We start from the raw sequence: 24382 nt of genomic DNA, 5'->3' as shown, positions 1-24382 counted from the left end.
GACTCAGCAGTGATCAGCGCTGGAGAGTGAGGACCCCGGGACGCCAGGGCAGTTGGTCGTAGGGGCCGCTCGCGGTGGGGGACTTGCCCTGGTAGAGGAACTGCAGGTTGCAGGGGTCGATGGTCATGGTCTGGTCGGGGTTGTCGCGGACCAGGTCGCCGTGGCTGATGTCGTTGGTCCAGGTGGCGCCGCTGTTGGCCTTGCCCGCGAAGGGGTTGCTCTCGCTGGCGGCCTGCGGGGTCCACGAACCGTTCAGGCTGGTGGCAGTGAACGAGCGGAAGTAGCGCTGCTCGTTTGCACCCCGCGCCTCGACGATCATGAGGTACTGGTTCTGGTCCTTGACCTTGTAGACCTGCGGCGCCTCGAACAGGTTCTTCACCGTGTCGCTCATGACCGCCGTGTACGAGGAGCCGAAGCTGCCCGGGAAGTTCCCGATCGGCATGCTCGCCCGGTAGATGCTGCCGTTGTCACCGGCGAAGAACAGGTACATGTTCTGGTCGTCGGCGATCAGGGTCTGGTCGATCGGGGCGGCGCCCGGGATGCCTCCGGTGAACAGCGGCTGCGGCGCGGACCAGCCGTTGGGGTTGGTGGGGTCGCTCGACGTGCGGTAGATGAAGGGCCACGCACCCCACTGGTACGCAAGCACCCAGATCTTCTTGGGCGCGAAGTAGAACAGCGTGGGCGCGACAGCGGACTGGCTCATGCCGGTCTGGCCGGCCGACGCCATGTCCGACCAGTTCGTGAACGGACTGAACGCCATCGAGCCATAGGACGATCCCGACACGTTCGAGGCGTAGACCAGGTGCTTGCCGTTGTACGTCACGGTGGTGAAGTCCTTCAGCGAGACCCACCCGTTCGCGGGCTGCGCCAGCACCCCTGTCGATGTCCACCGGTACGTGGATGGAAGGGAACACGAACCGCCCGGCGGGGTCGTCCTGGACAGGCCGGTCCACTTCTGATTGCTGCCGCCGTTGCACGTCCAGATCTCCCCCGCCGTGCCGTTCGCCGTACCGGCACCCGTGACATCGAGGCAAAGGCCGGACTCCACACCGACGATCGTGCCGTCGGCGTTCACCCGCCACTGCTGGTTCGCACCGCCGCTGCAGCTCCATATCTGCACCCGGGTGCCGGCCGCGGTGGCATGGCCCGGAACGTCCAGACATTTGTTGCCGTACACCGTCAGCTGACCGCTGTCCGTCGCTGTCCACTGCTGGTTGGCGTTGCCCGAGCAGTCCCAGATCTGGAGGTAAGTGCCGTCGCTCTGGCTTGAGTTCGGCACATCGAGGCATCGGCCGGAACCGATGCCGCGCAAGGCTCCGGTGGTGGCGGCCTGCGCCGGGCCCGCGACGAGCGTCGCCGCTAACGCGATCAGGACGGTGACCACGGCGGCGAGCACCGCGGACAGACCTCCGCGGCGGGAACTTCGTCTACGCATGGGGGACCTCTTCATCCTTGAGTTTGCGATTCCGTTCGCCCACTTCAGGGGCACTCCGGCCGCTTCAGCCCGCCGCTCGATGCCCCGCAGCATCAAGGATGAGAGCCGGAGGTGCTTGGCTGTGCGAGTGAAGCGACTCCGGTTCGTTCGATATATCGAATGCCGATCGAAGTATCGAGCAACTGAATGATAGGGAGCTGACCAACCGCGTCAATACCTCGCGGTTGAATCGATTGCGGGGCCGAAAGGTTCAGCCGTGGACCGGGGCGAGCCGGATGCGGTCGAGGCCGCCGCGGCCGCGCTGCCGAACGTGACCGGGTTGGCGCACGCCCTGAGGGTGACCGGGACGCCCACCGCGTCGCGGTTTTCACGTCGAGGGAGCGCAGGTTCGTCTCACAGGTGGCGGCGATCCGGTTGTTGCCCGCGACGAGGTTGAGGCGAAGCGCCCGGGGGGCGGCGCCGACACTTTCGCCACGCCGGGAGAGGCGGATCAGGTAGGCCGCGCACGGTCACCGTGCGGTGCTGCCCGGCGGCGGGTTGGAGTGTGATCGTCGCGCGACCCCAGCAGACGTCGTCCTCCACCGGGGGGCAGGTCGCGGCGCGTGCGAGACCTCCGTCGATGGGGAGGCGCCGGGTGGCGGGGCAGACGCAGTGCCTGCGCTGACACCGACGGAGGCCTTGCAGCCTCCGTGACCGAGGGAACGGACCTCCCCCTTGCCGACAGGCGGCGCTGCCGATCACCGAGGTGAGGCGCAATTGGGCGTCATCGCCTCGGACTCGGGCGCCAGGACGGCCCGTTGCCCATACGGTCGCCCAACGACCACTTCCCGCACCGCCGTTGTGCTACTTCGGCCATCCACCACCTTCATACGCAGGGCAGTTCACCCGGCGGAGCAACGACGTCACCTAATTGTTATCGGCGATGACAAATAGCCCTGCCCTGGATCTGGCGAGAGCCGCCGGAGCGTCGTAAGTTCCCGCTCACAACATTCAACCGGCCCGCGTCATCCGAGTTGCGGCAATTCGCCCTGGACCGCCTCTCGTTCCACCCCTCTCCCCCGTGCGTCCGGTCCTCCGGTCGTGACACCAGAAAGGACCCTGCCCCATGCGCAAGGGACTCCTCTTCACCGCCGCCTCTCTGGCGCTGGTCGGTTCACTCACCGCGTGTGGCTCCTCGTCGGGTGGCAACGGCTCCGGGTCCGGTACGAAGAAGCCGAAGATCGGGGTGATCCTCCCGGACAGCAAGTCCTCGGCCCGGTGGGAGACCGCGGACCGCAAGTACCTCGGCGAGGCGTTCAAAGCGGCAGGCGTCGACTACGACATCCAGAACGCGCAGGGTGACAAGCAGCAGTTCCAGACCATCGCCGACCAGATGATCACCAACGGGGTCAACGTCCTGGTGATCGTCAACCTCGACAGCGGCACCGGCAAGGCAGTTCTGGACAAGGCCAAGTCGCAGGGTGTCGCCACGATCGACTACGACCGGCTCACCCTCGGCGGCTCCGCGCAGTACTACGTCAGCTTCGACAACACCGAGGTCGGCAAGTTGCAGGGCGAGGGCCTGAGCAAGTGCCTGGGCGACATGAAAGCCAGTAAACCGATCGTCGCCACGCTCAACGGCTCACCGACCGACAACAACGCCACGCTCTTCGCCCAGGGTTACAACAGCGTCCTCAACCCCAAGTACAAGTCGGGCGAGTACGTCAAGGGACCGGACCAGTCAGTTCCCGACTGGGACAACGCCCAGGCCGGCACCATCTTCGAGCAGATGCTCACCAGTCAGCCCACGATCGGCGGCGTGCTGGCCGCCAACGACGGTCTCGGGAACGCCGCCATCGCCGTACTGCGCAAGGAACACCGCAGCGGCCACGTCCCGGTCACCGGGCAGGACGCCACGGTGCAGGGCCTGCAGAACATCTTGGCGGGCGACCAGTGCATGACGGTCTACAAGGCGGTCAAGAAGGAGGCGGACGCCACCGCCAAGCTCGCGATCTCGCTGGCCAAGGGCAAGAAGGGTGGGACGAACGCGACGGTGGAGGACCCCAAGGGCAAGCGCGAGGTCGCATCCGTCCTTGAGACACCCGTGGCCATCTACAAGGACAACGTCAAGGACGTTGTCGACGACGGCTTCGCCACCAAGGAGCAGCTGTGCACGGGCAGGTACGCCGCTTTGTGCGCCGAGGCCGGCATCAAGTAGCAACCCCGACCGGCCGGTTCGAGCGATCACCAGCGGTTCGAACCGCGCCCACCGCGGGCCCCGGGACACTGACGCCCGTGGCCCGCGGTCTCATGACCGTAAGGAGCCGTCTTCCATGACAGCGACCCCGACCCTCCAACTGCGCGGGATCGAGAAGAGTTTCGGGCCTGTACAGGTGCTGCACGACGTGTCCTTCGACATCCACCCGGGCGAGGTGACCGCCCTCGTGGGGGACAACGGAGCCGGCAAGTCCACTCTGGTCAAGTGCATCGGCGGCATCCACCCGATCGACGGCGGTGAGTACCTGTTCGAGGACGAGCAGGTGCACGTGCACAGCCCGCGCGACGCGGCGGCCCTGGGTGTCGAGATCGTCTATCAGGACCTGGCCCTGTGCGACAACCTCGACATCGTCCAGAACATGTTCCTCGGCCGCGAGAAACGCCGAGGGCTCGTGCTGGACAACGCGACGATGGAGGAGATGGCCGCCAAGACCCTCGAAGGGTTGTCGGTGCGGACCGTCAAGTCGATCCGCCAGCAGGTCTCCAGCCTCTCCGGAGGCCAGAGGCAGACGGTGGCCATCGCCAAAGCGGTGCTGTGGAACAGCAAGGTGGTCATCCTCGACGAGCCGACCGCCGCCCTCGGTGTCGCTCAGACGGCACAGGTCCTCGAACTGGTCCGACGGCTCGCCGACAGCGGCATCGCCGTGGTCCTGATCTCGCACAACATGAACGACGTCTTCGCGGTGTCCGACCGCATCGCCGCCCTGTACCTGGGCCGGATGGCAGCCCAGGTCAAAGCGTCGGACGTGACGTACTCCCAGGTCGTCGAACTCATCACCTCGGGCCGCAGCGGAGAACTCGGCCTCGCCACCACCAACGGAGCCGCCCTATGACCGCCGCTCTCACCCCTGAGAGGTCAGAGACGCCGGCAGACCCGGGCCCGCCTGGCAAGAACGCGGCGAACGGCGCCACGCGTCTGCGCTCGATCGCCCGCGCCTACGTCGACCGGGTGCGCGGCGGCGATCTGGGCGCCCTTCCCGCCGTTCTCGGACTGATCGTCCTCTGCATCTTCTTCGCCGTCCTGCGCCCTGTCTTCCTGTCCGAACTGAACTTCGCGAATCTGCTCACCCAAGGCGCGGGAAGCATCGTCATCGCCATGGGGCTGGTCTTCGTCCTCCTCCTCGGCGAGATCGACCTGTCCGCCGGGTACGCCAGCGGAGTCTGCGCCGCCGTCCTGGCCATCCTGCTCACCGACAACGGGTGGCCCTGGTACGGAGCCGTAGGCGCGGCCATCCTCACCGGTACCGTCATCGGCCTGCTGCTCGGTGTCCTCGTGGCGAAGATAGGCATCCCCTCCTTCGTGGTCACCCTCGCCGCTTTCCTCGGTTTCCAGGGCATCGTGCTGATGCTGTTGAAGGAGGGCACGAACATCTCCATCCAGGACAGGACGATCCTGGCCGTCGCCAACAACAACCTCTCCCCCGCGCTCGGCTGGGTCCTGCTGGCGCTCAGCGTCGCGGGCTACGCGGCCATCCAGTTCCGGCAGAACCGCAACCGCGCCCAGCGGTCCCTCACCACCGCGCCGCCCACTCTGCTCGCGGTCAGGATCGGAAGCCTGGCCGTGCTCGGCGCGGTCGCCGTCCAACTGCTCAACCAGGAGCGCAGCCGCAACGTCGTCGTCGACTCACTCAAAGGCGTGCCGATCGTGGTGCCCGTCGTCGTCGTCCTCCTCGTCGCCGGTACCTTCGTGCTCCAGCGCACCTCGTTCGGGCTGCACTTCTACGCGGTGGGCGGCAACGCCGAGGCGGCGCGGCGGGCAGGAATCAACGTGGCCGCCATCCGCATCGCCGCGTTCGTGATCTGTTCGTCCTTGGCTGCGGTCGGCGGCATCATCGCGGCGTCCCGGGGCAACTCGGTCGACCCCAACACCGGTGGCAGCAACGTGCTTCTGCTCGCGGTCGGAGCGGCGGTGATCGGCGGAACCAGCCTGTTCGGCGGCCGGGGCAGGGCCATGGACGCCGTGCTCGGCGGCATGGTCGTCGCGGTCATCCAGAACGGCATGGGGCTGATGGGGTACAGCTCGGGGGTCAAGTACGCTGTCACGGGTTCGGTTCTGCTCGTGGCGGCGGGCATCGACGCACTGTCCCGACGCCGTTCCGCACAGCGATGACGTCTGGGGGGCGATGAAGGCCGGTCCCTCGCTGGAGGAGATCCGCAGGCACAACCTCGGCACCCTGCTCCGCCACGTGCACATCAGCGGCTCGCTGTCGCGGGCCGCCCTGACCGATCGCATGGGCCTCAACCGCAGCACCATCCTCGGACTCGTCAGCGAACTGGCCTCGGCGGGCCTGGTACGTGAGGAACTGCCCCGGGACACCGGCCGAGCGGGGCGGCCTTCCTTGGTCGTACGGCCCGAGTCCGACCAGGCGTACGTCCTCGCCTTCGACGTCGGGGTGGACCGGTTGACCGCCGCACGCATCGGCCTGGGCGGAGCGTTCCTCGACCGCCGCGAGACCCTCCTGCCGCCCGGCCACCGTGGCGCCCGCGAAGTGACCGAAGCGCTCGTGGGTTTCGCCCGGCAGACGGTGGGCTCCGCCCGCCAAGGAACCGTCTGTGTCGGTGTGGGCGCCGCTGTGCGTGGCACCGTGCGCAGGTCTGACGGCACGGTCCGGGCCGCTCCCTACGTCGACTGGATGGACGAGGAGTTCGGCGCGGACCTCACCCGCCGCCTGGGTCTCGGAGTCCCCGTGACGGTCGAGAACGAGGCCAGTCTCGGCGCCCTCGCCGAACACCTGCGAGGTGCGGGCACCGGCTGCCAGGACCTGGTGTACCTCCACGGCGACATCGGGATCGGCGGCGGCATCATCTCCGGCGGCCACCTGCTGGGCGGCGACTCGGGCTACGGCGGTGAGGTGGGGCACATGTTGGTCAACCCCCGCGACGGCAGACGCTGTGGGTGCGGGGCCCGAGGCTGTCTGGAGGCCGAGGCGGGCGAGCGTGCACTGCTGGAGGCAGCCGGCCGGGGCCCGTCGGACACCGGCCGAGAGGCGGTACGCGCCGTCGTCGAAGCAGCCGATCGGGGTGACGTCAGCGCCCGCGGGGCCCTGCACGACATCGGTGACTGGCTCGGCATCGGTGTCGCCAACCTGGTCAACCTCCTCAACCCCCGCACCGTCATCTTCGGCGGAACGCTCCGCGAGGTGTTCCTCGGCTCCGCCGCCCAGATCCGCAGCCGTATCAACAGCCATGCCCTCACCCCCTCGCGTGAGCATCTGAAGCTGCGCGTCGGCGAGCTCGGCGACGACGCGGTGCTCATCGGCGCGGCCGAACTCGCCTTCTCCCAGCTCCTGGTGGGCCCTGTGGAAGCACTGGCTCAGAACGAAGGCGGCCGCACTCACGCAGTCACAGATCCACGGTGAGCCGTTCGCCCTTCGCTCGGGACACGCACAACCATCAACGTGTCGTGGCGGGCCCGTTCCGGTGCGGTCAGCACACTGTCGCGGTGGTCGACCTCCCCGTCCTGCACGTCTGTCCCGCACGTGCCGCACGTGCCCTCGGTGTGCAGGAGTAGAGGACCTCGGCGCCCGCTTCCCGCAGCGTGGCGAGGATTGGTCTCCCGGCCGGACCTTCAACGACATGGGCCCCAACGGCACTTCCGTCGGACGGAAGCCGGGGGAGAGGGCGAGACGGGTTGCCAGCCCAGCTGCCCGGGATACGCCCCGCCCGGCAAGCCGGACTGCCGGAATCAGTGCAGGCGTCCGGCCCTTCCTGCACCACCGCGTGAAGCATCCATGAGAGAACGTCGGTGGTGTCAGCCGTTCGGGGCCACCGCACGGCCGGTCTGCGGGGAGATCATCCCGGCACACAGACCCCGGCCCGTCAGCCCCTGCGCGATGCGCGGGATCGCGGCGCGTGTGTTGGCCGCCCAGTCGTGCATGAGGATGATCTGGCCGCTTGCGAGCCGCGCCGCCGCCTGTACGATCCCGTCGGTACTCGCGCCGTTCCAGTCCTGCGAGTCGACGTCCCAAAGGACCTCTCTCAGGCCGTACTTGGTCTCGACGGACCTCACCGTCGCGCTGGTCTCACCATAGGGAGGACGGAACAGCCGGGGCGTGCCGCCGCCCGCGTTCGCGATGGCCTGCTGGGTCCGGGAGATCTCGGAGTCGATCTGCGCCTGGCCGAGTTGGGGCAGGTGCGGGTGGGTGTAGCTGTGGTTGCCGACCCACATTCCGGCGGCGACCTGCGCGCGCACGAGGGAGGGATTGGCGGCGGCGTACCGCCCCTCGTTGAACATGGTGGCGCGCAGCCCGTTCTGCCGGAGCGTGTCGAGCAGCGCCGGTGTGCTGGCGGACGGGCCGTCATCGAAGGTAAGGCCGACGTAGCCGGTGCAGGCGGCGGCCTGTGCCGAGGCACCGGTGTCGACGGCGACGGTGCAGGCGCCGAGCGTGGCGACGACGGCCACCTTCGCTATGAGGGAGCGTGACGCGCGAGGATGGTGGGTGGTTTCCGGCGGGGTTCTCATACGGGTAGCTCCTCCGGTCTGAGGAGAGAGGCGGGACGGGGACTGGAGACGGGACGGGGGCTTGACCAGCAGGGCCACCGGACAGGCCCAACTCGCTCAGGTCACGGTGATGTTGGAGCTTCCGCTGCTCTGGTAGCCCTCGGTCGCCAGGATCATGTAGTACGTGAGGCTGCCCAGCGGCATCCCTGCTCGGGCCCACGCGTCGAAATGGTTCCCGGTGGTGATGGATCCCCCGGTGCGCTTGGACTGCCGGACGCTCCAGTACTGGTTGAAGGTCTTGGTGCCTTCGACGGACGGGGCGTTGTACCGCGTCGTCTCGTAGATGTCGTAGGTGCCGCCGTCGCTGGTGACAGTGCCCTTGTACGTGCCGGTGGGCCGGTAGGTGCCCCAGTTGTCGACGATGTAGTACTCGACGAGCGGGTTCGACGTCCAGCCGTAGAGCGACAGATAGCCATTGCCGGAAGGGCTGAAGGAACCCCAGTAGTTCACGGTCCGCCGGGAACCGTTGGCCCAGCCCTTGCCCGCCACGAAGTTCCCCGTGTTGCGCCAGGAGGTGCTGTAACTGCCGCTGGAGGAAAGGGCCATGGAGACGCTGCCGGGGGCGTCGGTCCAGAACGAATAGTAGTAGCCGTTGTTGGTGCCGGTCTGGCTGGTTGTGATGGTCGTGTCCGCGTACGCGGTGCCCGGCAGCGCCAGCGTGGACGCGCCCACCGCGAGGGCACCGGCCGTGCCGATGAAGGTGCGTCGGTTCATGGGCGTTGCGGGGGGCTTGTCGCGCATGTTCATGCTTCCTCCTGGTGGGGGCCTGCGAGAGGCTGCACAGCCATTGAGGTGCCTGGTCGACGTCGATAGGTTGATGGCGGGCTTGCGCACTGTCAACTGTTTCGACAAGAAGAGCGAAACAATCGTTCCGCGACATTCGCTCGCTGCGCCTCAACTTCCCTGACCACAAGTCCTTTCGGGGCGCGCACCAAGAGATTTTGCTCGAAAGAGCGGAATGCTCGGAGCATGACGGAGCGTCAGGCGGAAGGAGCTTCCGAAACTCTTCCGACTATCAGGCCGACCGCCTGTACAAGGCGCTGCCTCAGGGCGCGGCTGTGCTCTGCCGCACGACGAGGCTCGTGGCGAGTTCGAGCCGGGTCGTCACCGCCTCCTGTGCCCGCAGTCGCAGCAGCATCCGGGTCGCGCTCTCAGCCATCTCACGCAGCGGCTGATGGACCGTCGTGAGTGCTGGACTCGACCACTGCGCCAGCGGTACGTCGTCGTATCCGACCACCGACAGATCGTGCGGGACGCGCAGGTCCCGCAGCCGGGCCGCCTCAAGGACGCCGAGGGCCTGGAGGTCGCTGCCCGCGAAGATCGCGGTCGGCGGATCGGCCAGGTCCAGCAGCTCGGCCGCCCGCTCGCGACCGCCCTCGACGTGGAAGTCGCCGTACCGCACGAGTTCGGGATCCGCCCCAAGGCCCGCCATGCCGAGCGCCGAACGGTAGCCGTCGAGCCGGGCCAGCGAGCAGAGCATGTCCTCGGGCCCCGTGATGATGCCGATGCGGCGGTGGCCGAGCTGGACCAGATGCCGCGTGGCGGCCACACCCCCGCTCCAGTTCGCGGAGCCCACTGAGGGCACGTCCGGGTCGGGGTCACCGGCCGGGTCGATGACGACGAACGGGATGGAGCGTGAGCGCAGTTGCTGCTTCACCTCGGCCGGCAGTGTGGAGAAGACCAGGACCACCCCGCGCGGCCTGCGCCGCAGCACACCCTCGATCCACTCGGGACCCGGCGCCTGGCGGGTCCCGCTCTCGGTGAGCACCACGCTGGCGCCGCTGGCCTTGGCGACCTTCTCCACACCGCGGATGAGCTCCAGGGCCCAGACGCTCTCCAGTTCGTGGAAGACGAGCTCGATCAGCGGCGCCTCGCCGGCGGCCCGGGTGGTGCGGCGGTAGGCGTGGTCGTCCAGGACTCGCTCCACCTTGACGCGGGTCGGCGCGGCCACGTCCTGCCGCCCGTTGAGCACCTTCGAAACTGTGGAAATGGAGACCCCCGCCAGCTGGGCCACCTGCGCCAGAGTGATGCGTCCAAGCCCCTCGCCATCTCGCATGGCATGGAGCATAAGGCACGGTCAACCCCCCACACAGGGCGATGCGTTGACCGCTCGAAAGGTTTCGAGGCGAGGCACGGGGCCGACCGTCCACTCCGCCGGGCACAGCCAAGCAACACGGCCACATCATCAACTCCGGGACGAGACACACCTGTTGACGTCAGTCCCGTGCGTCAATACCGTTCGCTACACCCCCTCGATTTCTCGATCGGCGTGCGCCATCTCGACCGTGGGAGCGCTCCCGCCTCTGGCACTCCCTACGCCCATCAGGCAGCGAGAACGAACCCGGCGCAGGCCGCGACAATGCCCCATCCTCTGGCGGCACTTGGGCACAGCGCGCCCAGACCGCCTCCCCTGCTGATCAGCCCCGCCCCCAGGAGCCGCTCATGCCCGCCGCCCCGCCATTAGGCCCCACCAGACGTCTCGCCGCCACTCTGCTGACGGGCTCCCTCCTCCTCGGCGGCCTCCTGGCCATGCCCACACCGGCGTCCGCGGCGGGGACCACGGCCGTACGTGTCAACCAGGTCGGATACCTACCCGACGGCCCCAAGCGCGCCACCGTCGTCACCACGGCGGCACAGCCGCTCACTTGGCAGTTGCGCGACACTTCCGGGGCTGCGGTCGCCTCCGGAACCGCCGTCCCACGCGGCGCGGACACCCCCTCCGGGCAGTCCGTCCAGGTGGCCGACTTCTCCGCGTACCGTGGCTCCGGCTCGGGTTACGTCCTTGCCGTGGACGGCAGTGTGAGCACCCCCTTCGACATCCGCGCGAACCTGTACGACTCGCTGCGCTCCGACACGATGGCGTTCTTCTACCACCAGCGCAGCGGCATTCCCATCGAGGCCTCGCTGGTGGGACCCGCCTACGCGCGCCCGGCCGGGCACCTCGGCGTCGCGCCCAACCAGGGCGACACCTCCGTCCCCTGCCAGGCCACCGTGTGCGACTACACCCGGGACGTGAGGGGCGGCTGGTACGACGCTGGTGACCAGGGCAAGTACGTGGTGAACGGCGGCCTGTCGACCTGGCTGATGGTCAACTCCTTTGAGCGGGCCAAGCGTGCGGGCGCGGATGCGGAACTGGGCGACTCGACCCTGCGCATCCCCGAGCGCGGCAACGGCATACCCGACATCCTCGACGAGGCACACTGGGAACTCGACTTCCTGATGCGTATGCAAGTGCCCGAGGGCAAGCCATACGCGGGCATGGCGTTCCACAAGGTCCACGACGCCGCCTGGACCGGAATGCCGCTCCGCCCCGACCAGGACCCACAACCCCGCGAGCTGCACCGGCCGTCCACGGCGGCGACCCTCAACCTCGCGGCGTCCGCCGCACAGTGCGCCCGGGTCTTCCGTCCGTACGACCCCGCGTTCGCCGACCGCTGCTTGTCGGCCGCCCGCCGGGCCTGGACGGCGGCGCAGGCCAACCCGGCCCTGTACGCGCCCGCTTCCGACAGCACGGGCGGCGGCGCGTACGACAACACCCAGGTCAGCGACGAGTTCTACTGGGCAGCGGCCGAGCTGTACGCCACGACCGGGGAGAGCGGCTACCGCGACGCGGTCACCAACTCCCCTTGGCACACCTCCTCAACTGCACTCTCAGCCTACGGGTTCGGCTGGGCGGACACGGCTGCGCTCGGCCGGCTCACCCTTGCCACCGTCCCCAACGGGCTGCCTGCGGACGACCTGGCCCGTATCCGTTCCTCGGTGACCTCCGCGGCCGACGGCTACGTGTCCCGGATGGCCACCCAGGGCTACGCGGTGCCCGTCCCGGCGGACGGCTACTTCTGGGGCTCCAACGGCGAGGTCGCGAACGACGCGATCGTCCTGGCCACAGCCGCGGAGCTGACCGGCGACGGGCGCTACCGCACCGGCGCGCTGGAGACGATGGACTACCTGCTCGGTCGCAACGCCCTCGGCCAGTCCTATGTGACCGGGTACGGCACGAAGTCCTCGCAGAACCAGCACCACCGCTTCTGGGCGCACCAGTTGGACGCCTCGCTCCCCCACCCTCCGGCGGGCTCCCTCGCGGGCGGACCCGACAGCGCACTCGACGACCCGGTGGCGAAGGAGAAGCTTCAGGGCTGCGCACCCGCCGCCTGCTACATCGACGACATCGGCTCGTACTCCACGAACGAGGTGGCGATCAACTGGAACGCCCCGCTGGCCTGGCTCGCCGCCTACGCCGCCGAGCGATCCTCCACCGGCGTCTGCGCGGTGACGTACAAGAACGACAACGTCTGGAGCACCGGCTTCACCGCGACGGTCACCGTCAAGAACACGGGCTCGACCACCGTGGACGGATGGCAGCTCACATGGGCCTATGCGGGCGGTCAGCGCGTCACGAGCGCCTGGAACGCGACCGTCACCCAGGACGGCACCGCCGTCACCGCCCACGACGCCGACTGGAACCGCGGCATCGCGCCCGGCGCGACCGTCAGCTTCGGATTCCAGGGAACGCACACCGGTGCCAACCCAGTCCCCACCGCCTTTTCGCTCAACGGGCACGCCTGCACCTGATGCACGTTCGGCCGGGGCGGCGCGTATGGTCCCGCCCCGGCCTTACCTCCCCCCACCCGTTTGCGGGCACTCTCCAGGAGATCCCATGCGCAGGCTTCTCGCCTGTCTCACGACAGCGGCCGCCACTCTGTGCGGACTCTCCGTGGCGGCGCCGGCGGCACTGGGTCCGTCCTGACACTCGGCACCGGTGAGTACCTGACCACCGCGCGCCTGTGCCGGGCCCAGCAAGACGGCCGGACGCGGATCTTCTACGCCGGGCTCACTACGAACCTCGGCCGCACGCCGGCCGGTGGCTCGACGACCTCAGACTGCGTCACCCACACCGCCCCGACGGCTGGCAGATCGCCGGCTTCCACGGCCGCGCCGACGACGAGGTCGACAAGATCGGCTTCATCGACATCCGGCGCTGACGTCCGCTTCGGGTCAAAGGTGCGTGGCCCGCGGAGCGCTGCCAGTCCCGGAGGGCGCGACCGTCACCGACCCCGTTGACGCGTCCCGGGTCGGCCATCGGCGTTGAACGAGGCGAAACAGACGCCGCCCCAGTGCACGGGGAACTGGTACCGGAAGCCGATCGCGGCCCACCGCGGCTGACGGGGACCGCGACCGCGGACAGGCGTGGGCGGATCCCGGCCTCAGTCCTCCTTCGCCGCGGTGGCGAGCGCGTCATGGATGGCGCCGTACGCGGGCTTGTGGGCGAGGTTCTCGTCCCACGGGAGGGCCGCGCCTTCACCGGGGAAGACGGACGGGATCCACGAGTGCTTGTCGGAGTAGCCCCACACAGTGATGCCGACGCAGCGCTTCACGTTGAGGCACGCGTCAGTCACCTTGCCGTACCAGTCGGCCTGTTGAGCCAGCTTGGTCGCGTCGGACGGCAGGACCATGCGGATGTCGAGCTCGGTGATCGCGACGTCGACGCCGAGGTCGGCGAAACGCCGGATGTTCTGCCGCAACCGGTCCGGGAAGCCGTACTGGAGCGCCAGGTGCGCCTGCATGCCGAACCCGTTGATCGGGACGTGGTCGGCCTTGAGCTGCTTGATGAGCGTGTAGTAGGCGTCGGACTTGGGGCCGATGGCCTCGACGTTGTAGTCGTTCAGGTACAGCTTGACCTTGGGGTCGGCGGCGTGGGCCCAGCGCAGGGCGTCTGCGATGTAGGACGGGCCGATGGTCTTGTAGAAGATGTTCTCGCGGTAGGTGCCGTCCTCGTTCATGATCTCGTTGGCGACGTCCCAGGCGAAGACCTTGCCCTTGTAGTGCCTGACGACGTGGGTGATGTGGTTCTTGAGGATGGAGCGGAGTTCGTCCGCCGTCCAGGTGCCGGATGTGAGCCAGCTCGGCAGTTGCTGGTGCCACAGGAGGGTGTGGCCGCGCACCTTCAGGCCCTTGGACTTGGCGTAGTCCACGATCTCGTCGCCCGCGGTGAAGTCGAAGACACCGCGCTGCGGTTCGGTGGCTTACCACTTCATGCCGTTGCCGGGGGTGGTGGCGTCGAACTCCTTGCCGAGCAGGTCGGCGTACGGGGTGTCGCTGAGCTCCGGGTTGTCGACGGCGGAGCCGAAGTAGCGGCCGGTGCGCTCGGCGAGCTGGGCGAGCGTGGGGCCGGCCCGGTGCTGGTCGGTGCTCGCGTGTGCGGCGGGGGTGACGGCGAGGCCGGCCAGGACGGCTGTCGCGGCGGCGAGCGCGGCGGTTCTGACACGAGTGGGGCGCATGGTCGATCTCCTCAACTGGGGGCGTGAAACGTTGGTCGAGCGTGCGTCGGCGGGTCCGGCTACTTGACGCGCACCTCGCAGCGCATCCGACGCGCGTGCCCGACCTCGCGCACCGGGCCGGTCAGGGTGAGCGGCACGGTGTGGTGGACGTGGGCGCTGGAGGCGGCGACGCGCAGTTCGAGGGCGCCGGGTTCGACGACACGGCGGCCGTCGGCTCCGGTGTACGCGGCGAGGTCGGCCGGGAACGTGGCGCGGACCTCGGCGGACGCCCCGGCATCGAGCGGCACCCGCGCATAGCCGACGAGCCGGACCTCGGGGCGGGCGACGGTGCCGACCGGGTCGTGGAGGTACAGCTGGACGACCTCTGTGCCGGGCCGGTCACCGGTGTTGCGGACGGTCAGCCGGATGGAGGCCTCTCCGTCGGTGGTGAACTCCGGGGCATCACAGTGCGGTTGACCCCAACTGAACGCGGTGTACGACAGGCCGTGCCCGAAGGGGTAGAGCGGGGTCGGGTCCACGGTGCTGGGGAAGCCGTGTCGGGCGAGCGGCGGTGCGAGGTACGGGGCGGGCTGACCGCCGGGGCTGCGCGGCACCGAGATCGGCAGCCGCCCCGACGGTTCGACCCGGCCGGAGAGGACCCCCGCGACCGCGGGCCCGCCCTCCTGCCCGGGGAAGAAGGCCTGGACGACGGCGGCCGCACGCGCAGCCCAGCGGCCGAGTGCGTAGGGCCGCCCACTGAGCACGACGAGCACGGTGGGTGTGCCGCACGCCATCGTCTCGTCGAGCACCTCGGCCTGACCATACGGCAGTTGGAGATCCTCGGCGTCACAGCCCTCGCCCGACGAGCCGCGCCCGAACAGGCCCGACCGGTCTCCGACCACGGCAAGGGCCACATCGGCGTCCGCAGGATCATCAACGAACGCGGCGCCCGGAAACTCGGCACGCAGCGCTTCGGCGAGCGTCAACACCTCTACTCCGGTGGCGAGATCTGGGTGATGCACACCTACATGACGGGGGAAGGTGTAGCAGCCCAGCATGGCCGCCTGTTCGTCGGCGAGCGGCCCGACAACGGCGATCCGCAGCCCGTCGCTCAGCGGCAGCGCCCCGGCGTCGTTGGCGAGCAGAACGACCGACTCCTCGGCGACCCTCCGCGCCAGCTCCCGCATGTGCGGCGGGTCCAGGTCGACCGGCACGTCTCCGGTGACGGGCTCCCAGTCGGGATCGAGCAGTCCCAGTTCGCACTTCTGGATGAGGACGCGCAGCGCGGCCCGGTCGAGCAGGTCCTCGGGAAGCGGGTCGGCGGGGCTGAAGCAGCGGGCGGCGGGCAGTTCGACGTCGACACCTGCCGCGAGGGCGAGGCGAGCGGCGGCACCTTCACCGTCGGCGATCTGGTGGGCTTCCTCAAGGAGCGAGACACCGTAGTAGTCCGAGACCACGGTGCCGGTGAACTCCCATTGTTCCCGCAGGAGTTGAGTGAGCAGGGCCGTGTGTGCGTGGGCGGGCAGGCCGTCGATGTCGTTGTAGGCGGGCATCACGGAGCGGGCGCCACCGTCGCGGATCGCCATCTCGAACGGCGGCAGGATCACGTCCGCGAGCTCCCTCGGGCCGAGTGAGGCGGGCGCGTGGTTGCGGGCCGCGCGGGAGGCGGAGTACCCCGCGAAGTGCTTGAGCGTGGCGACGATCCCGGCCGCCTCCAGACCGCGGACGTAGGCGGTGCCGAGGGTGGCGACGAGGTACGGATCCTCACCGATGGCCTCCTCGGTCCGGCCCCAGCGGGCATCGCGCACAACGTCCAGGACCGGGGCGAGCCCCTGGTGGATGCCAACCGCCCGCATCGACGTGCCGATGGCTTCGGCCATCTCTGTGATCAGCTCGGGGTCGAAGGTGGCCCCCCAGGCGAGCGGGGTCGGGAAGACGGTGGCCTGCCAGGCGGTGAAGCCGGTCAGGCACTCCTCGTGGGCGAGAGCAGGCAGGGCGAACCGGTTGCCCGCGCGGATGATGCGCTGCACGTCGGCCAGGCGGGCAGCCCCGCCCGTGGGTTCGACGGGGACCGTACCGAAAGGGCGGGTGAGCTGGCCGAGTCCGTACGGGAGCAGCGCGTCGAGTGCCGCGCTGCGGGATGCGTAGGTGTGCTGGCCGGGGGCGACGTCGGCCCCGTCGGTGTCGGCGCCGATCCACACGCTGGACAGCTGGGCGGTCTTCTCCTGGGTGGTCATCCGGGCGAGCAGGTCTGCCGCCCTGGTGTGGGCGGGCAGGGTGGTGTCCTGCCATGGCTCGACCATGAAACTCCTCAAGTGCGTTACGAGTACGTGGCGTTGGCCTGCGTTGTGGGAGGGTCAGCCCTTTGTCGCGCCCATCGTGATGCCGCCGATCAGCTGTCGCTCGGCGATCGCGTAGAAGGCGAGAGCGGGTGCCATCGACAGGACGAGGTAGGCGAAGATGCGGGCGGTGTCGCTGGAGTACTGGCCCTGGAACTGCTGGACACCGACGGGGATGGTCCACCAGGTGGGTTCGCTGAAGACGAGCAGCGGGAGAAGGAAGTTGTTCCAGCTGGCGACGATGGCGAGGACGGAGACCGTGCCGAGCGCCGGCCGCGCCATCGGTAGCAGGATGCGCCAGAAGAAGCCGAACGCGGAGCAGCCGTCGAGCGTGGCCGCCTCCTCGATCTCGCCCGGGATCTCCCGGAAGAAGTTGCGCAGGATGACGACGGTGATCGGGAGGCCGAACGCGGCCTGCGGCAGGATCACGCCCCACGGGTTGTCGAGCAGTCCGAAGGTACGCAGGAGCACGAACAGCGGCAGGATCGCCACCGCGAACGGGAACATCAGGCCGACCGTGAAGAGGGTGAAGAGGAACTCCCTTCCCCGGAAGGCGAATCGAGCGAGGGCGTAGGCGGCGAGCGCCGCGGCGCCGACCGTCAATACGGTCGTTCCGACGGCGATCAGGGTCGACGAGCCGAGCATCCGCCAGAACGCGCTGTCCTGGAGGATCTGGGTGTAGTTCTTCGTCACCCACGGCGAGGGCAGACCGAAGGAGTTGCCGGAGAGCTGATCGGTGGACTTGAAGCCGGAGATGAGCGCGTACAGCAGTGGCGTCACCATGACGGCGCCGATCACCCACACGGTCACGTACAGCGGGACGGAGCGCAGTCTGCGTCGGCGGGTCGCTTCTCGGGCGGTGACCACGGGAACGGAGGCAGTCATCGGGAACCTCGCATGTTCGTGAGGGCGCCTTCGGTGTCGCGGCGCAGAACATAGCGCTGATAGAAGAGCGCGAAGACGAGGCTGATGAGGAACATGACGATCGAGATCGCGCTGGCGTACCCCATCTGGTAGCGCTTGAAGCCGAACTGGAACATCGTGACCGCCATGGTCTCGGAGTGGTGGTCAGGGCCGCCCTGCGTCACCACCCACACCAGGTCGAAGAGCTGGATGGCGCCGATCACGGACAGGAAGATGCTCATCCGGATCGTCGGCCCGAGAAGCGGCAGGGTGATGTGGCGAAAGCGCTGCCAGGCGCCCGCGCCGTCGATGCGGGCGGCTTCCATGAGTTCGGCCGGAATGCCCTGCAGCCCGGCCAACAGCAGCATCATGTGGAAGCCGAAGTACTTCCAGGTCATGACCAGGAAGAGGGTAGCCATGACGGTGCTCTGTCCGGCGAACCAGAGCCCGCCGACGCCGCCGAGGCCGACAGCGCCGAGCACCTTGTCGGCGAGCCCGCTGTCCGGCGCGAAGATCATCGAGAACAGCACGCCGGTGATGACTTCCGACAGGACGTACGGCGCGAAGAACAGCATCCGATAGACGGCTCGGCCGCGCAGCTTCTGGTTGAGGAGCACGGCCATGGCAAGGGCGAACGGGAGTTGCAGGCCGAGCGAGAGCACCACGAGAAGCAGACCGCGCCACAGGTCGCCGAGGAACACCGGGTCCTCGAAGAGGCGGGTGAAGTTGTCCACGCCAACGAAGTCCGAGGGCGAGCCGAACCCACCCCAGGTGAAGAGGGATACATAAGCCGCGTACAGGATCGGCACCGCGACGAACACGAGGAACAGGGCGAGCCCGGGGACGGTGAACAGGAAGGCGGTCAGCCAGGCGCGCGCCCGTCGGGCGAGGGGCTGGCGGTTCCTGCCCTGGCCGACCGGCGGCACCGCACCCAAGGCGGGACCCGAGTCCTTGATCTGGGTCGAAGTCATGATCATCTACTGACTCCTGGCGGCCTGCGTGATGGAACTGGCCACCTGCTTGGGGGACTTGGAGCCCGCGATGAGCGCGGCCACCGAGTCGTTGATCTCCTGGCCGACGGCGGGCGGGTAGGCCTGGTCGAGGTAGAGCTGGAAGGCGGTAGCCGCGTTCAGCAGGTCCGAGACGGCCTTGAGGTTGGGATCGGTGAGCGCGTCCCGGGCCTTGGTGTTCACCGGAATCATGCCGCCTTCCTTGACCAGCCTGCTGTCGCTCTCGGGGCCGACGAACCACTTCAGGAAGTCGAGGGCCTCTTTGGGGCCGCCCTTGCGAAGCGCGTAGCCGCCGCCTCCGCCGAAGACGTCGGTGGACTTGCCCTTGCCGCCGTCGACGCTCGGGAAGGGGAAGAAGCCGAGGTCCTCACCGAGACCCTTGCCCTCCGACTTCTGCACGTTGGGGGCCCACTGGCCCATCAGCTCCATGGCCGCCTTGGCGTTGCCCATGGTGGCGCCCTCACCGGTCGGGCCCGGATATGAGGCACCCAGGAAACCCTTCTGGAACGGGTCCAGGTCGACGAGTTGCTTCAGGTGCTCGCCCGCCTTGACGAAGTCGTCGCTGGTGAAGTCCTTCGCGTCGGCGGCCTTCTGCATGCCGTCGACCCCGGCGAGACGGATCGCAAGGTACGCCCAGTAGTACATGCCGGGCCACTTCTCCTTGCCCGCGAGGGCGATCGGCGTGATACCGGCCGCCTTCAACTTCTGCACCGTGTCCAGGAGTTCGGCCCAGGTCGCGGGCGGCACGGTGATCCCGGCCTTCTTGAAGAGCGCCTTGTTGTACCAGAAGCCGACTGCTCCGATGTCGACCGGAATGGCGTAGGTCTTGCCGTCGAACTCGTACGCCTTGCGCGAGGCGGGCACCAGATCCCCGATCCAGTCCTTGACGTCGTCGGTGATGTCCTCGGTAAGACCGGCGTCGACCTGCTGCTTGAGGACACCGCCGCCCCAGGTGTTGTACAGGTCGGGCAGCTTGCCCGTACCGACGAGGGCCGTCATCTTCGCCTTGAAGGCGTCGTTCTCCAGCGGTACGAGCTTGATCTTGATCTTGGGGTGCGCCTTCTCGTACGCCTTGGCCTGCTCGGGCCACAGGTGCTTGCCGGGCTCGGTGGTCTGGATGTGCCACCACTCGAAGACGGTCCTGCCCTGGCTGTCCGTGCCGCTGCCGGAGTCGGAGTCCCCGCAGGACGTGAGCACGGCGGCGCCCAGACCCGCGACGGAGACCACCCCGAGGAACCGGCGACGGGAGAGAGACGAAGGGGCAGTGTCTGGCATGGCACACCTTCCGGAAGACATTTGAAAACTATCGGGAGACGGCCACGGAAGTTACGGGTATGCGTAGGGGGTGTCAACGGCCTTAACAAAATGGGCTGTTGACACCCCCTACGGAATGCCGGATCTCTACACCTCGGCCGGCGCCGCCGTACTGGCCCTGACCACCAGTTCGGTCGCGAGTTCCACGCGGGACGCCGCGGGCGCGACCGATCGGGCCAGATCGAGGACGACGCGGGCGGCCAACTTGCCCATGTCCGTCAATGGTTGACGCACCGTCGTGAGCGGCGGCGACGACCAGCGCACCTCCGGAAGATCATCGAAGCCGACGATGCTCATGTCCTCAGGCACCCTCAGGCCACGCCGGCGCAGCGCCTCGATCGCTCCGAGCGCCATCTGGTCACTGGCCGCGAAGATCGCAGTCGGCGGGTCGTCGAGGTCGAGCAGCTGGTTGCAGCCGGTGAACCCGGACGCGTGATAGAAGTCGCCGGGCACCACCAGAGCGTCGTCGACCGGCACGCCAGCCGCGTCGAGCGCGGCCCGGTACCCGTCGAGCCTGGCCCGCGCACACAGCAGCCGCGGCGGGCCCTCGATGAACCCGATCCTGCGGTGGCCGAGGGAGAGCAGATGCGCGGTCGCCGCCATACCGCCCGCCCAGTTCGTGGCGCCGATGGTGGGCTCTTCCGACGCGGGCGAACCTGCCGGGTCGATCACCACCAACGGCACGCCCAGGCGCCGCAGTTCGTCGTGGAGCCCCGGCTCAAGGACCGAGGTCACGAGGATCACGCCATCCGAGGCGCGGGCCCGCAGATTCGTCATCCACTGCCGCGCCGCGCCCGCCCGGTCGTGGATCGCGGAGACCACGGTACCCACGCCGGACTCGTGCGCGACCTCCTCGACCCCTCGGATGATCTCCACCGCCCAAGGGCTGTCCAGGTCGTTGAAGACCAGATCAATCAGGACCGCCCGGTCACCGGGAGCGGACGACTTTCGCCGGTATCCGTGCCGGTGCAGCAGGTCCTCGACTCTGGCCCGCGTCGCGGGCGAGACGTCCGACCTGCCGTTGACGACGCGCGAGACGGTTGGAACGGACACTCCGGCCTCCCGCGCGATCTCGGTGATCGTCACCTTGGCGGGTCCGACGCCCCCGTCCGAACTCCGCGTGGCTGTCTTGCGCTGGGCACCGTCCGGGGCCACCGTCCCACCTCCATAGCTGCGCGCCCGGAAAAAACATCGGGCGTCTTCCGGAAACCGTAGAACATACGCAGGGCCGGCCGGCAGCCGAGGCAGCAGCCGCGTCCGACCCGTCGGACGTGTGCGCCCGAATCTACGCCCGACGCCCGACGGCCACCCCGGCCAACCAGTCCAGCTGCCGTCGCACATGAGCCGCGTCACCGCCCTCGTGGCCGTTGAACGGGTAGGCGTGGATCTCCCGTGCGGGATCGTGCGCCGCCAGTTCGCCGTAGCGGTGGTACGCCGCGTACACGCCGCTCGGCGGGCAAACGGTGTCACGCAGGCCGACGCCGAAGTGAGCGGGGGCCTGGGCGCGACGGGCGAACGAGATCCCCTCGACGTACGACAGCGTGCGGTACGCGGCGCCCTCCGCACCCCGGTGCACGGCGAGATAGGCGGCGACCTCCCCGTACGGCCCGGCGTCGGTCAGGTCGAGGGCGCGCCGGATCCCGCACAGCAGCGGGGCCGTGACCAGGGCCGCGGCGAGGTCGGGGACGAGGCCGGCGACGGCGAGGGCCACTCCCCCGCCCTGGCTGTTGCCGACGGCCGAGATCCGCGCCGGGTCCACACCGGGCAGGGCCCGCAGCGCGGCGACCGCGCACACGGCGTCGGTGATCAGACGCCGGTAGTGGTGGTCGTACGGGTCGAGGAGCCCCCGCACGATCGGCCCGGGGCCGCCCGGGGCCTGGGCATGCGGATCGGGGGTCGCGCCGCCGCTGCCGTACTGGTCGCCCTGGCCGCGGTTGTCCATGAGCAGATGCGCGTATCCGGCGTTCGCCCAGGTGAGCCGCTCGTGCGGGAGGCCACGCCCACGCCCGTACCCGGCGAACTCCACGACGCCGGGCAGGAGTTCAGCGGTCTGTGCAGGCCGCGTGTACCAGGCGCGGACAGGGTCACCGGCGAAACCGCGGAAGGTGATGTCCCAGCTCTCCACGAGGCGCAGGCCGTTGCCAACGGGCTGAACGTCGAGCAGCGGTTCAGGATGGTCGGCCGGCGCCAGGGTCTGGCGCCAGAAGGCATCGAAGTCTGCCGGTTCTTCCAGCGGCGGACGGTACCGCTCCAGGTCATGCACGGGCAGGTCGAAGGCAGGCACGGGCACCTCGCAGAAGTTCAGTGATGTGAACGCATTTCAGGAGAGCGGGCAACTCCCGGACTACCGCGCCCCGTTGACAGAGACAGGGAGGGCCCTTAGGTTGCGGCGACGTTACCGGAAGATTCTCGTAACTTCTCAGTCACACCCTTCCCTGCCCACGCGAAGCCCATGTGACGGAAGGCCCTGTATGACGTCCCCGACCGTGACGGGCGAGGCACCCGGCGCCACCGCCGCCCCTGCCGAGCCCCCGCCGCCGAAACGGCGCGGCACTCCCAAAGCCCGCCGGACCTGGCGCCAAGCGCTGCGCCGGGATTGGCAGTTGTACTCCCTGGCCGTGCTGCCGATCGCCTTCTTCCTCGTCTTCCGCTACCTCCCGATGATCGGCAACGTGATCGCGTTCCGCCGCTTCGTGCCGGGTGGTTCGGTCTTCGGCGAGGAATGGGTAGGGCTGCGCTACGTGCACATGTTCTGGAACGACCCGACCTTCTGGCAGGTCTTCCGGAACACGCTCTGGCTGGGCGGCCTCACGCTCGTCTTCTGCTTTCCGGCGCCGATCGTCCTCGCTCTGCTCCTGAACGAGGTGCGGCGCAGCGCGGTCAAACGATTCGTGCAGTCGGTCTCGTATCTGCCGCACTTCCTGTCGATCGTGATCGTCGCGGGCATCACGATGCAGATGCTGGCGACGGACGGGCCGGTCAACCATGTCCTCGGCTGGTTCGGCCACGACCCGATCCGGTTCATCCAGGAACCCGAGTGGTTCCGCACGGTCTATGTCGGCTCGGAGATCTGGCAGACGGCAGGCTGGGGCACGATCCTCTATCTCGCCGCGCTCACCACGATCGACGAGGACCTGTACGAGGCGGCGCGGATCGACGGGGCCAATCGCTGGCAGCAGACCTGGCACGTGACGCTTCCGGGTATCCGCCCCACCATGATCACTCTGCTGATCCTGAACATCGGCACTTTCATGGCCGTGGGCTTCGAGAAGGTCCTGCTCCTGTACAACCCGCTGACGTATCAGACCTCCGACGTGATCTCCACGTACGTCTACCGCACGGGCGTCGAGTCCAGCAGCTTCAGCTACGCCGCCGCGATCGGCCTGTTCGAGGCGGTCATCGGCCTGGTCCTGATCACGTCCTCCAATTTCCTCTCGCGCCGCACAGTGGGGACGAGCCTGTGGTGACCACCAGGACCGGAATCAGCCGCCCGTCCCGGGGATACCGCGTCTTCCAGAGTGCCAACGCGGTCGTGCACACGCTCGTCGTGGCCGTCACCCTGTACCCGTTCGTCAACATCGTCGCGAGGTCGTTCAGCGGGGAGCGCCAGATCCGCGCCGGCAAGGTGTCGCTGTGGCCAGAGGGCTTCAACCTCACCACATACAAGATCGTCTTCAAGGACTCGATGTTCTGGCGCAACTACGGCAACACCGTGCTCTACACGGTGGTGTCGACGGCCGTCGCCATGGTCCTGACGACCTGCTACGCCTACGTCCTGTCGAAGCGGCACCTGCGGGGCCGCACCGTGCTCGTCGGCATCGCGGTGTTCACCATGTTCTTCACCGGTGGTCTCATTCCGAACTACGTCCTGATCACGAGCCTCGGCCTGAAGAACAGCATCTGGGCCATCGCCCTGCCCAACGCGATCAGTGTCTTCAACCTGCTGGTGATGAAGGCCTTCTTCGAGAACATGCCGTCCGATCTTGAGGAGGCCGCCCAGATCGACGGCCTGAGCACGTACGGGATCCTGCTCAAGGTCGTGCTGCCGCTGTCCAAAGCAGTCGTGGCGACGATGGCGCTCTTCTATTCGGTGTCGTTCTGGAACTCGTGGTTCAGCGCGCTCCTCTATCTCGACGACGCGGAGCGGATGCCGGTCACCGTCTATCTGCGCAATCTCATCCTGGGCTCCACGGGCGGCACCAACGCCGGCGCCGCCACCGACCAGCTCAGCCAGGTCGGCGCCAACATCCAGGCCGTCGCGATCCTGCTCACGGCGCTGCCGGTCCTCTGCGTGTACCCGTTCGTCCAGCGCTACTTCGTCAAGGGCGTGATGCTCGGCGCCGTCAAGGGCTGACTCATCATCAGTT

At 68.4% G+C, this 24382-nt stretch carries 18 protein-coding genes and 1 pseudogene; 8 read left to right on the top strand and 11 right to left on the bottom strand.

The features are described 5' to 3' along the window. Nucleotides 1–13: 13 nt before the first annotated feature. On the bottom strand, nt 14–1435 hold the full coding sequence (locus tag OG522_RS35695; RefSeq protein WP_329467180.1) for a non-reducing end alpha-L-arabinofuranosidase family hydrolase: 1422 nt from the start codon (nt 1433–1435) through the stop codon (nt 14–16). A 1105-nt stretch (nt 1436–2540) separates the two neighbouring features. Between OG522_RS35695 and OG522_RS35690 the strand changes: the two genes are divergently transcribed. The 4 genes from OG522_RS35690 (at nt 2541) to OG522_RS35675 (ending at nt 7050) form a co-directional block, all read left to right on the top strand. After that, nucleotides 2541–3632 carry a sugar ABC transporter substrate-binding protein gene (locus OG522_RS35690; RefSeq protein WP_329467179.1) on the top strand — a complete coding sequence of 364 codons (1092 nt, stop codon included), beginning with the start codon at nt 2541–2543 and terminating at the stop codon, nt 3630–3632. Nucleotides 3633–3747: 115 nt separating this feature from the next. After that, on the top strand, nt 3748–4524 hold the full coding sequence (locus OG522_RS35685; protein WP_329467178.1) for an ATP-binding cassette domain-containing protein: 777 nt from the start codon (nt 3748–3750) through the stop codon (nt 4522–4524). Beyond that, nucleotides 4521–5801: a sugar ABC transporter permease gene (locus tag OG522_RS35680; RefSeq protein ID WP_329467177.1), complete on the top strand. Its 1281-nt coding sequence runs from the start codon at nt 4521–4523 to the stop codon at nt 5799–5801. Before OG522_RS35685 ends, OG522_RS35680 begins: the two co-directional genes overlap by 4 nt. A gap of 13 nt (nt 5802–5814) precedes the next feature. Beyond that, the gene (locus OG522_RS35675; protein WP_329467176.1) at nt 5815–7050 is read left to right on the top strand and encodes an ROK family transcriptional regulator; all 1236 of its coding nucleotides are present in this window, start codon (nt 5815–5817) and stop codon (nt 7048–7050) included. A gap of 392 nt (nt 7051–7442) precedes the next feature. Here OG522_RS35675 and OG522_RS35665 read toward each other — a convergent pair whose 3' ends face one another. The 3 genes from OG522_RS35665 to OG522_RS35655 form a co-directional block, all read right to left on the bottom strand. Next, nucleotides 7443–8153: a polysaccharide deacetylase family protein gene (locus OG522_RS35665; RefSeq protein ID WP_329467175.1), complete on the bottom strand. Its 711-nt coding sequence runs from the start codon at nt 8151–8153 to the stop codon at nt 7443–7445. 96 nt (nt 8154–8249) lie between these two features. Then, nucleotides 8250–8933 carry a glycoside hydrolase family 11 protein gene (locus OG522_RS35660; RefSeq protein WP_443074797.1) on the bottom strand — a complete coding sequence of 228 codons (684 nt, stop codon included), beginning with the start codon at nt 8931–8933 and terminating at the stop codon, nt 8250–8252. A gap of 304 nt (nt 8934–9237) precedes the next feature. Continuing rightward, nucleotides 9238–10260: a LacI family DNA-binding transcriptional regulator gene (locus OG522_RS35655; RefSeq protein ID WP_329467173.1), complete on the bottom strand. Its 1023-nt coding sequence runs from the start codon at nt 10258–10260 to the stop codon at nt 9238–9240. A gap of 461 nt (nt 10261–10721) precedes the next feature. On the opposite strand from OG522_RS35655, the gene OG522_RS35650 reads away from it, so the two are divergent. After that, nucleotides 10722–12764, top strand: coding sequence for a glycoside hydrolase family 9 protein (locus OG522_RS35650; RefSeq protein ID WP_329467172.1), 2043 nt, complete (start codon nt 10722–10724; stop codon nt 12762–12764). A gap of 212 nt (nt 12765–12976) precedes the next feature. Further along, on the top strand, nt 12977–13174 hold the full coding sequence (locus tag OG522_RS35645) for a jacalin-like lectin (protein WP_443074796.1): 198 nt from the start codon (nt 12977–12979) through the stop codon (nt 13172–13174). A 222-nt stretch (nt 13175–13396) separates the two neighbouring features. Here OG522_RS35645 and OG522_RS35640 read toward each other — a convergent pair. From OG522_RS35640 to OG522_RS35610, 7 genes and pseudogenes are all read right to left on the bottom strand, one after another. Then, nucleotides 13397–14470 (bottom strand): annotated as a pseudogene (locus tag OG522_RS35640) (endo-1,4-beta-xylanase). Between the two features lie 59 nt (nt 14471–14529). Further along, nucleotides 14530–16752, bottom strand: coding sequence for a beta-glucosidase family protein (locus OG522_RS35635; protein WP_329467171.1), 2223 nt, complete (start codon nt 16750–16752; stop codon nt 14530–14532). Nucleotides 16753–16806: 54 nt separating this feature from the next. Continuing rightward, nucleotides 16807–17673: a carbohydrate ABC transporter permease gene (locus OG522_RS35630; protein ID WP_329467170.1), complete on the bottom strand. Its 867-nt coding sequence runs from the start codon at nt 17671–17673 to the stop codon at nt 16807–16809. Further along, nucleotides 17670–18662, bottom strand: coding sequence for a carbohydrate ABC transporter permease (locus tag OG522_RS35625; protein ID WP_329467169.1), 993 nt, complete (start codon nt 18660–18662; stop codon nt 17670–17672). The genes OG522_RS35630 and OG522_RS35625 overlap by 4 nt, the downstream gene beginning before the upstream one ends. 6 nt (nt 18663–18668) lie before the next feature. After that, nucleotides 18669–19976: an extracellular solute-binding protein gene (locus tag OG522_RS35620; protein WP_329467168.1), complete on the bottom strand. Its 1308-nt coding sequence runs from the start codon at nt 19974–19976 to the stop codon at nt 18669–18671. Between the two features lie 126 nt (nt 19977–20102). Continuing rightward, complete coding sequence (locus OG522_RS35615) at nt 20103–21170, bottom strand: LacI family DNA-binding transcriptional regulator (RefSeq protein WP_443074795.1); 1068 nt, start codon at nt 21168–21170, stop codon at nt 20103–20105. Between the two features lie 130 nt (nt 21171–21300). Continuing rightward, nucleotides 21301–22299: an acetylxylan esterase gene (locus OG522_RS35610; RefSeq protein ID WP_329467859.1), complete on the bottom strand. Its 999-nt coding sequence runs from the start codon at nt 22297–22299 to the stop codon at nt 21301–21303. Nucleotides 22300–22486: 187 nt separating this feature from the next. Here OG522_RS35610 and OG522_RS35605 point away from each other — a divergent pair, with 187 nt between their 5' ends. Both OG522_RS35605 and OG522_RS35600 read left to right on the top strand, forming a co-directional pair. Then, on the top strand, nt 22487–23482 hold the full coding sequence (locus OG522_RS35605; protein WP_329467167.1) for an ABC transporter permease: 996 nt from the start codon (nt 22487–22489) through the stop codon (nt 23480–23482). 14 nt (nt 23483–23496) lie between these two features. Further along, nucleotides 23497–24369 carry a carbohydrate ABC transporter permease gene (locus OG522_RS35600; protein WP_329467858.1) on the top strand — a complete coding sequence of 291 codons (873 nt, stop codon included), beginning with the start codon at nt 23497–23499 and terminating at the stop codon, nt 24367–24369. Nucleotides 24370–24382: the final 13 nt, after the last annotated feature.

The organism is Streptomyces sp. NBC_01431 (assembly GCF_036231355.1).
GTDB lineage: Bacteria > Actinomycetota > Actinomycetes > Streptomycetales > Streptomycetaceae > Streptomyces.
The sequence above is the reverse complement of the archived record's forward strand: the minus strand, read 5'-3'. Positions and strand labels throughout refer to the sequence as shown.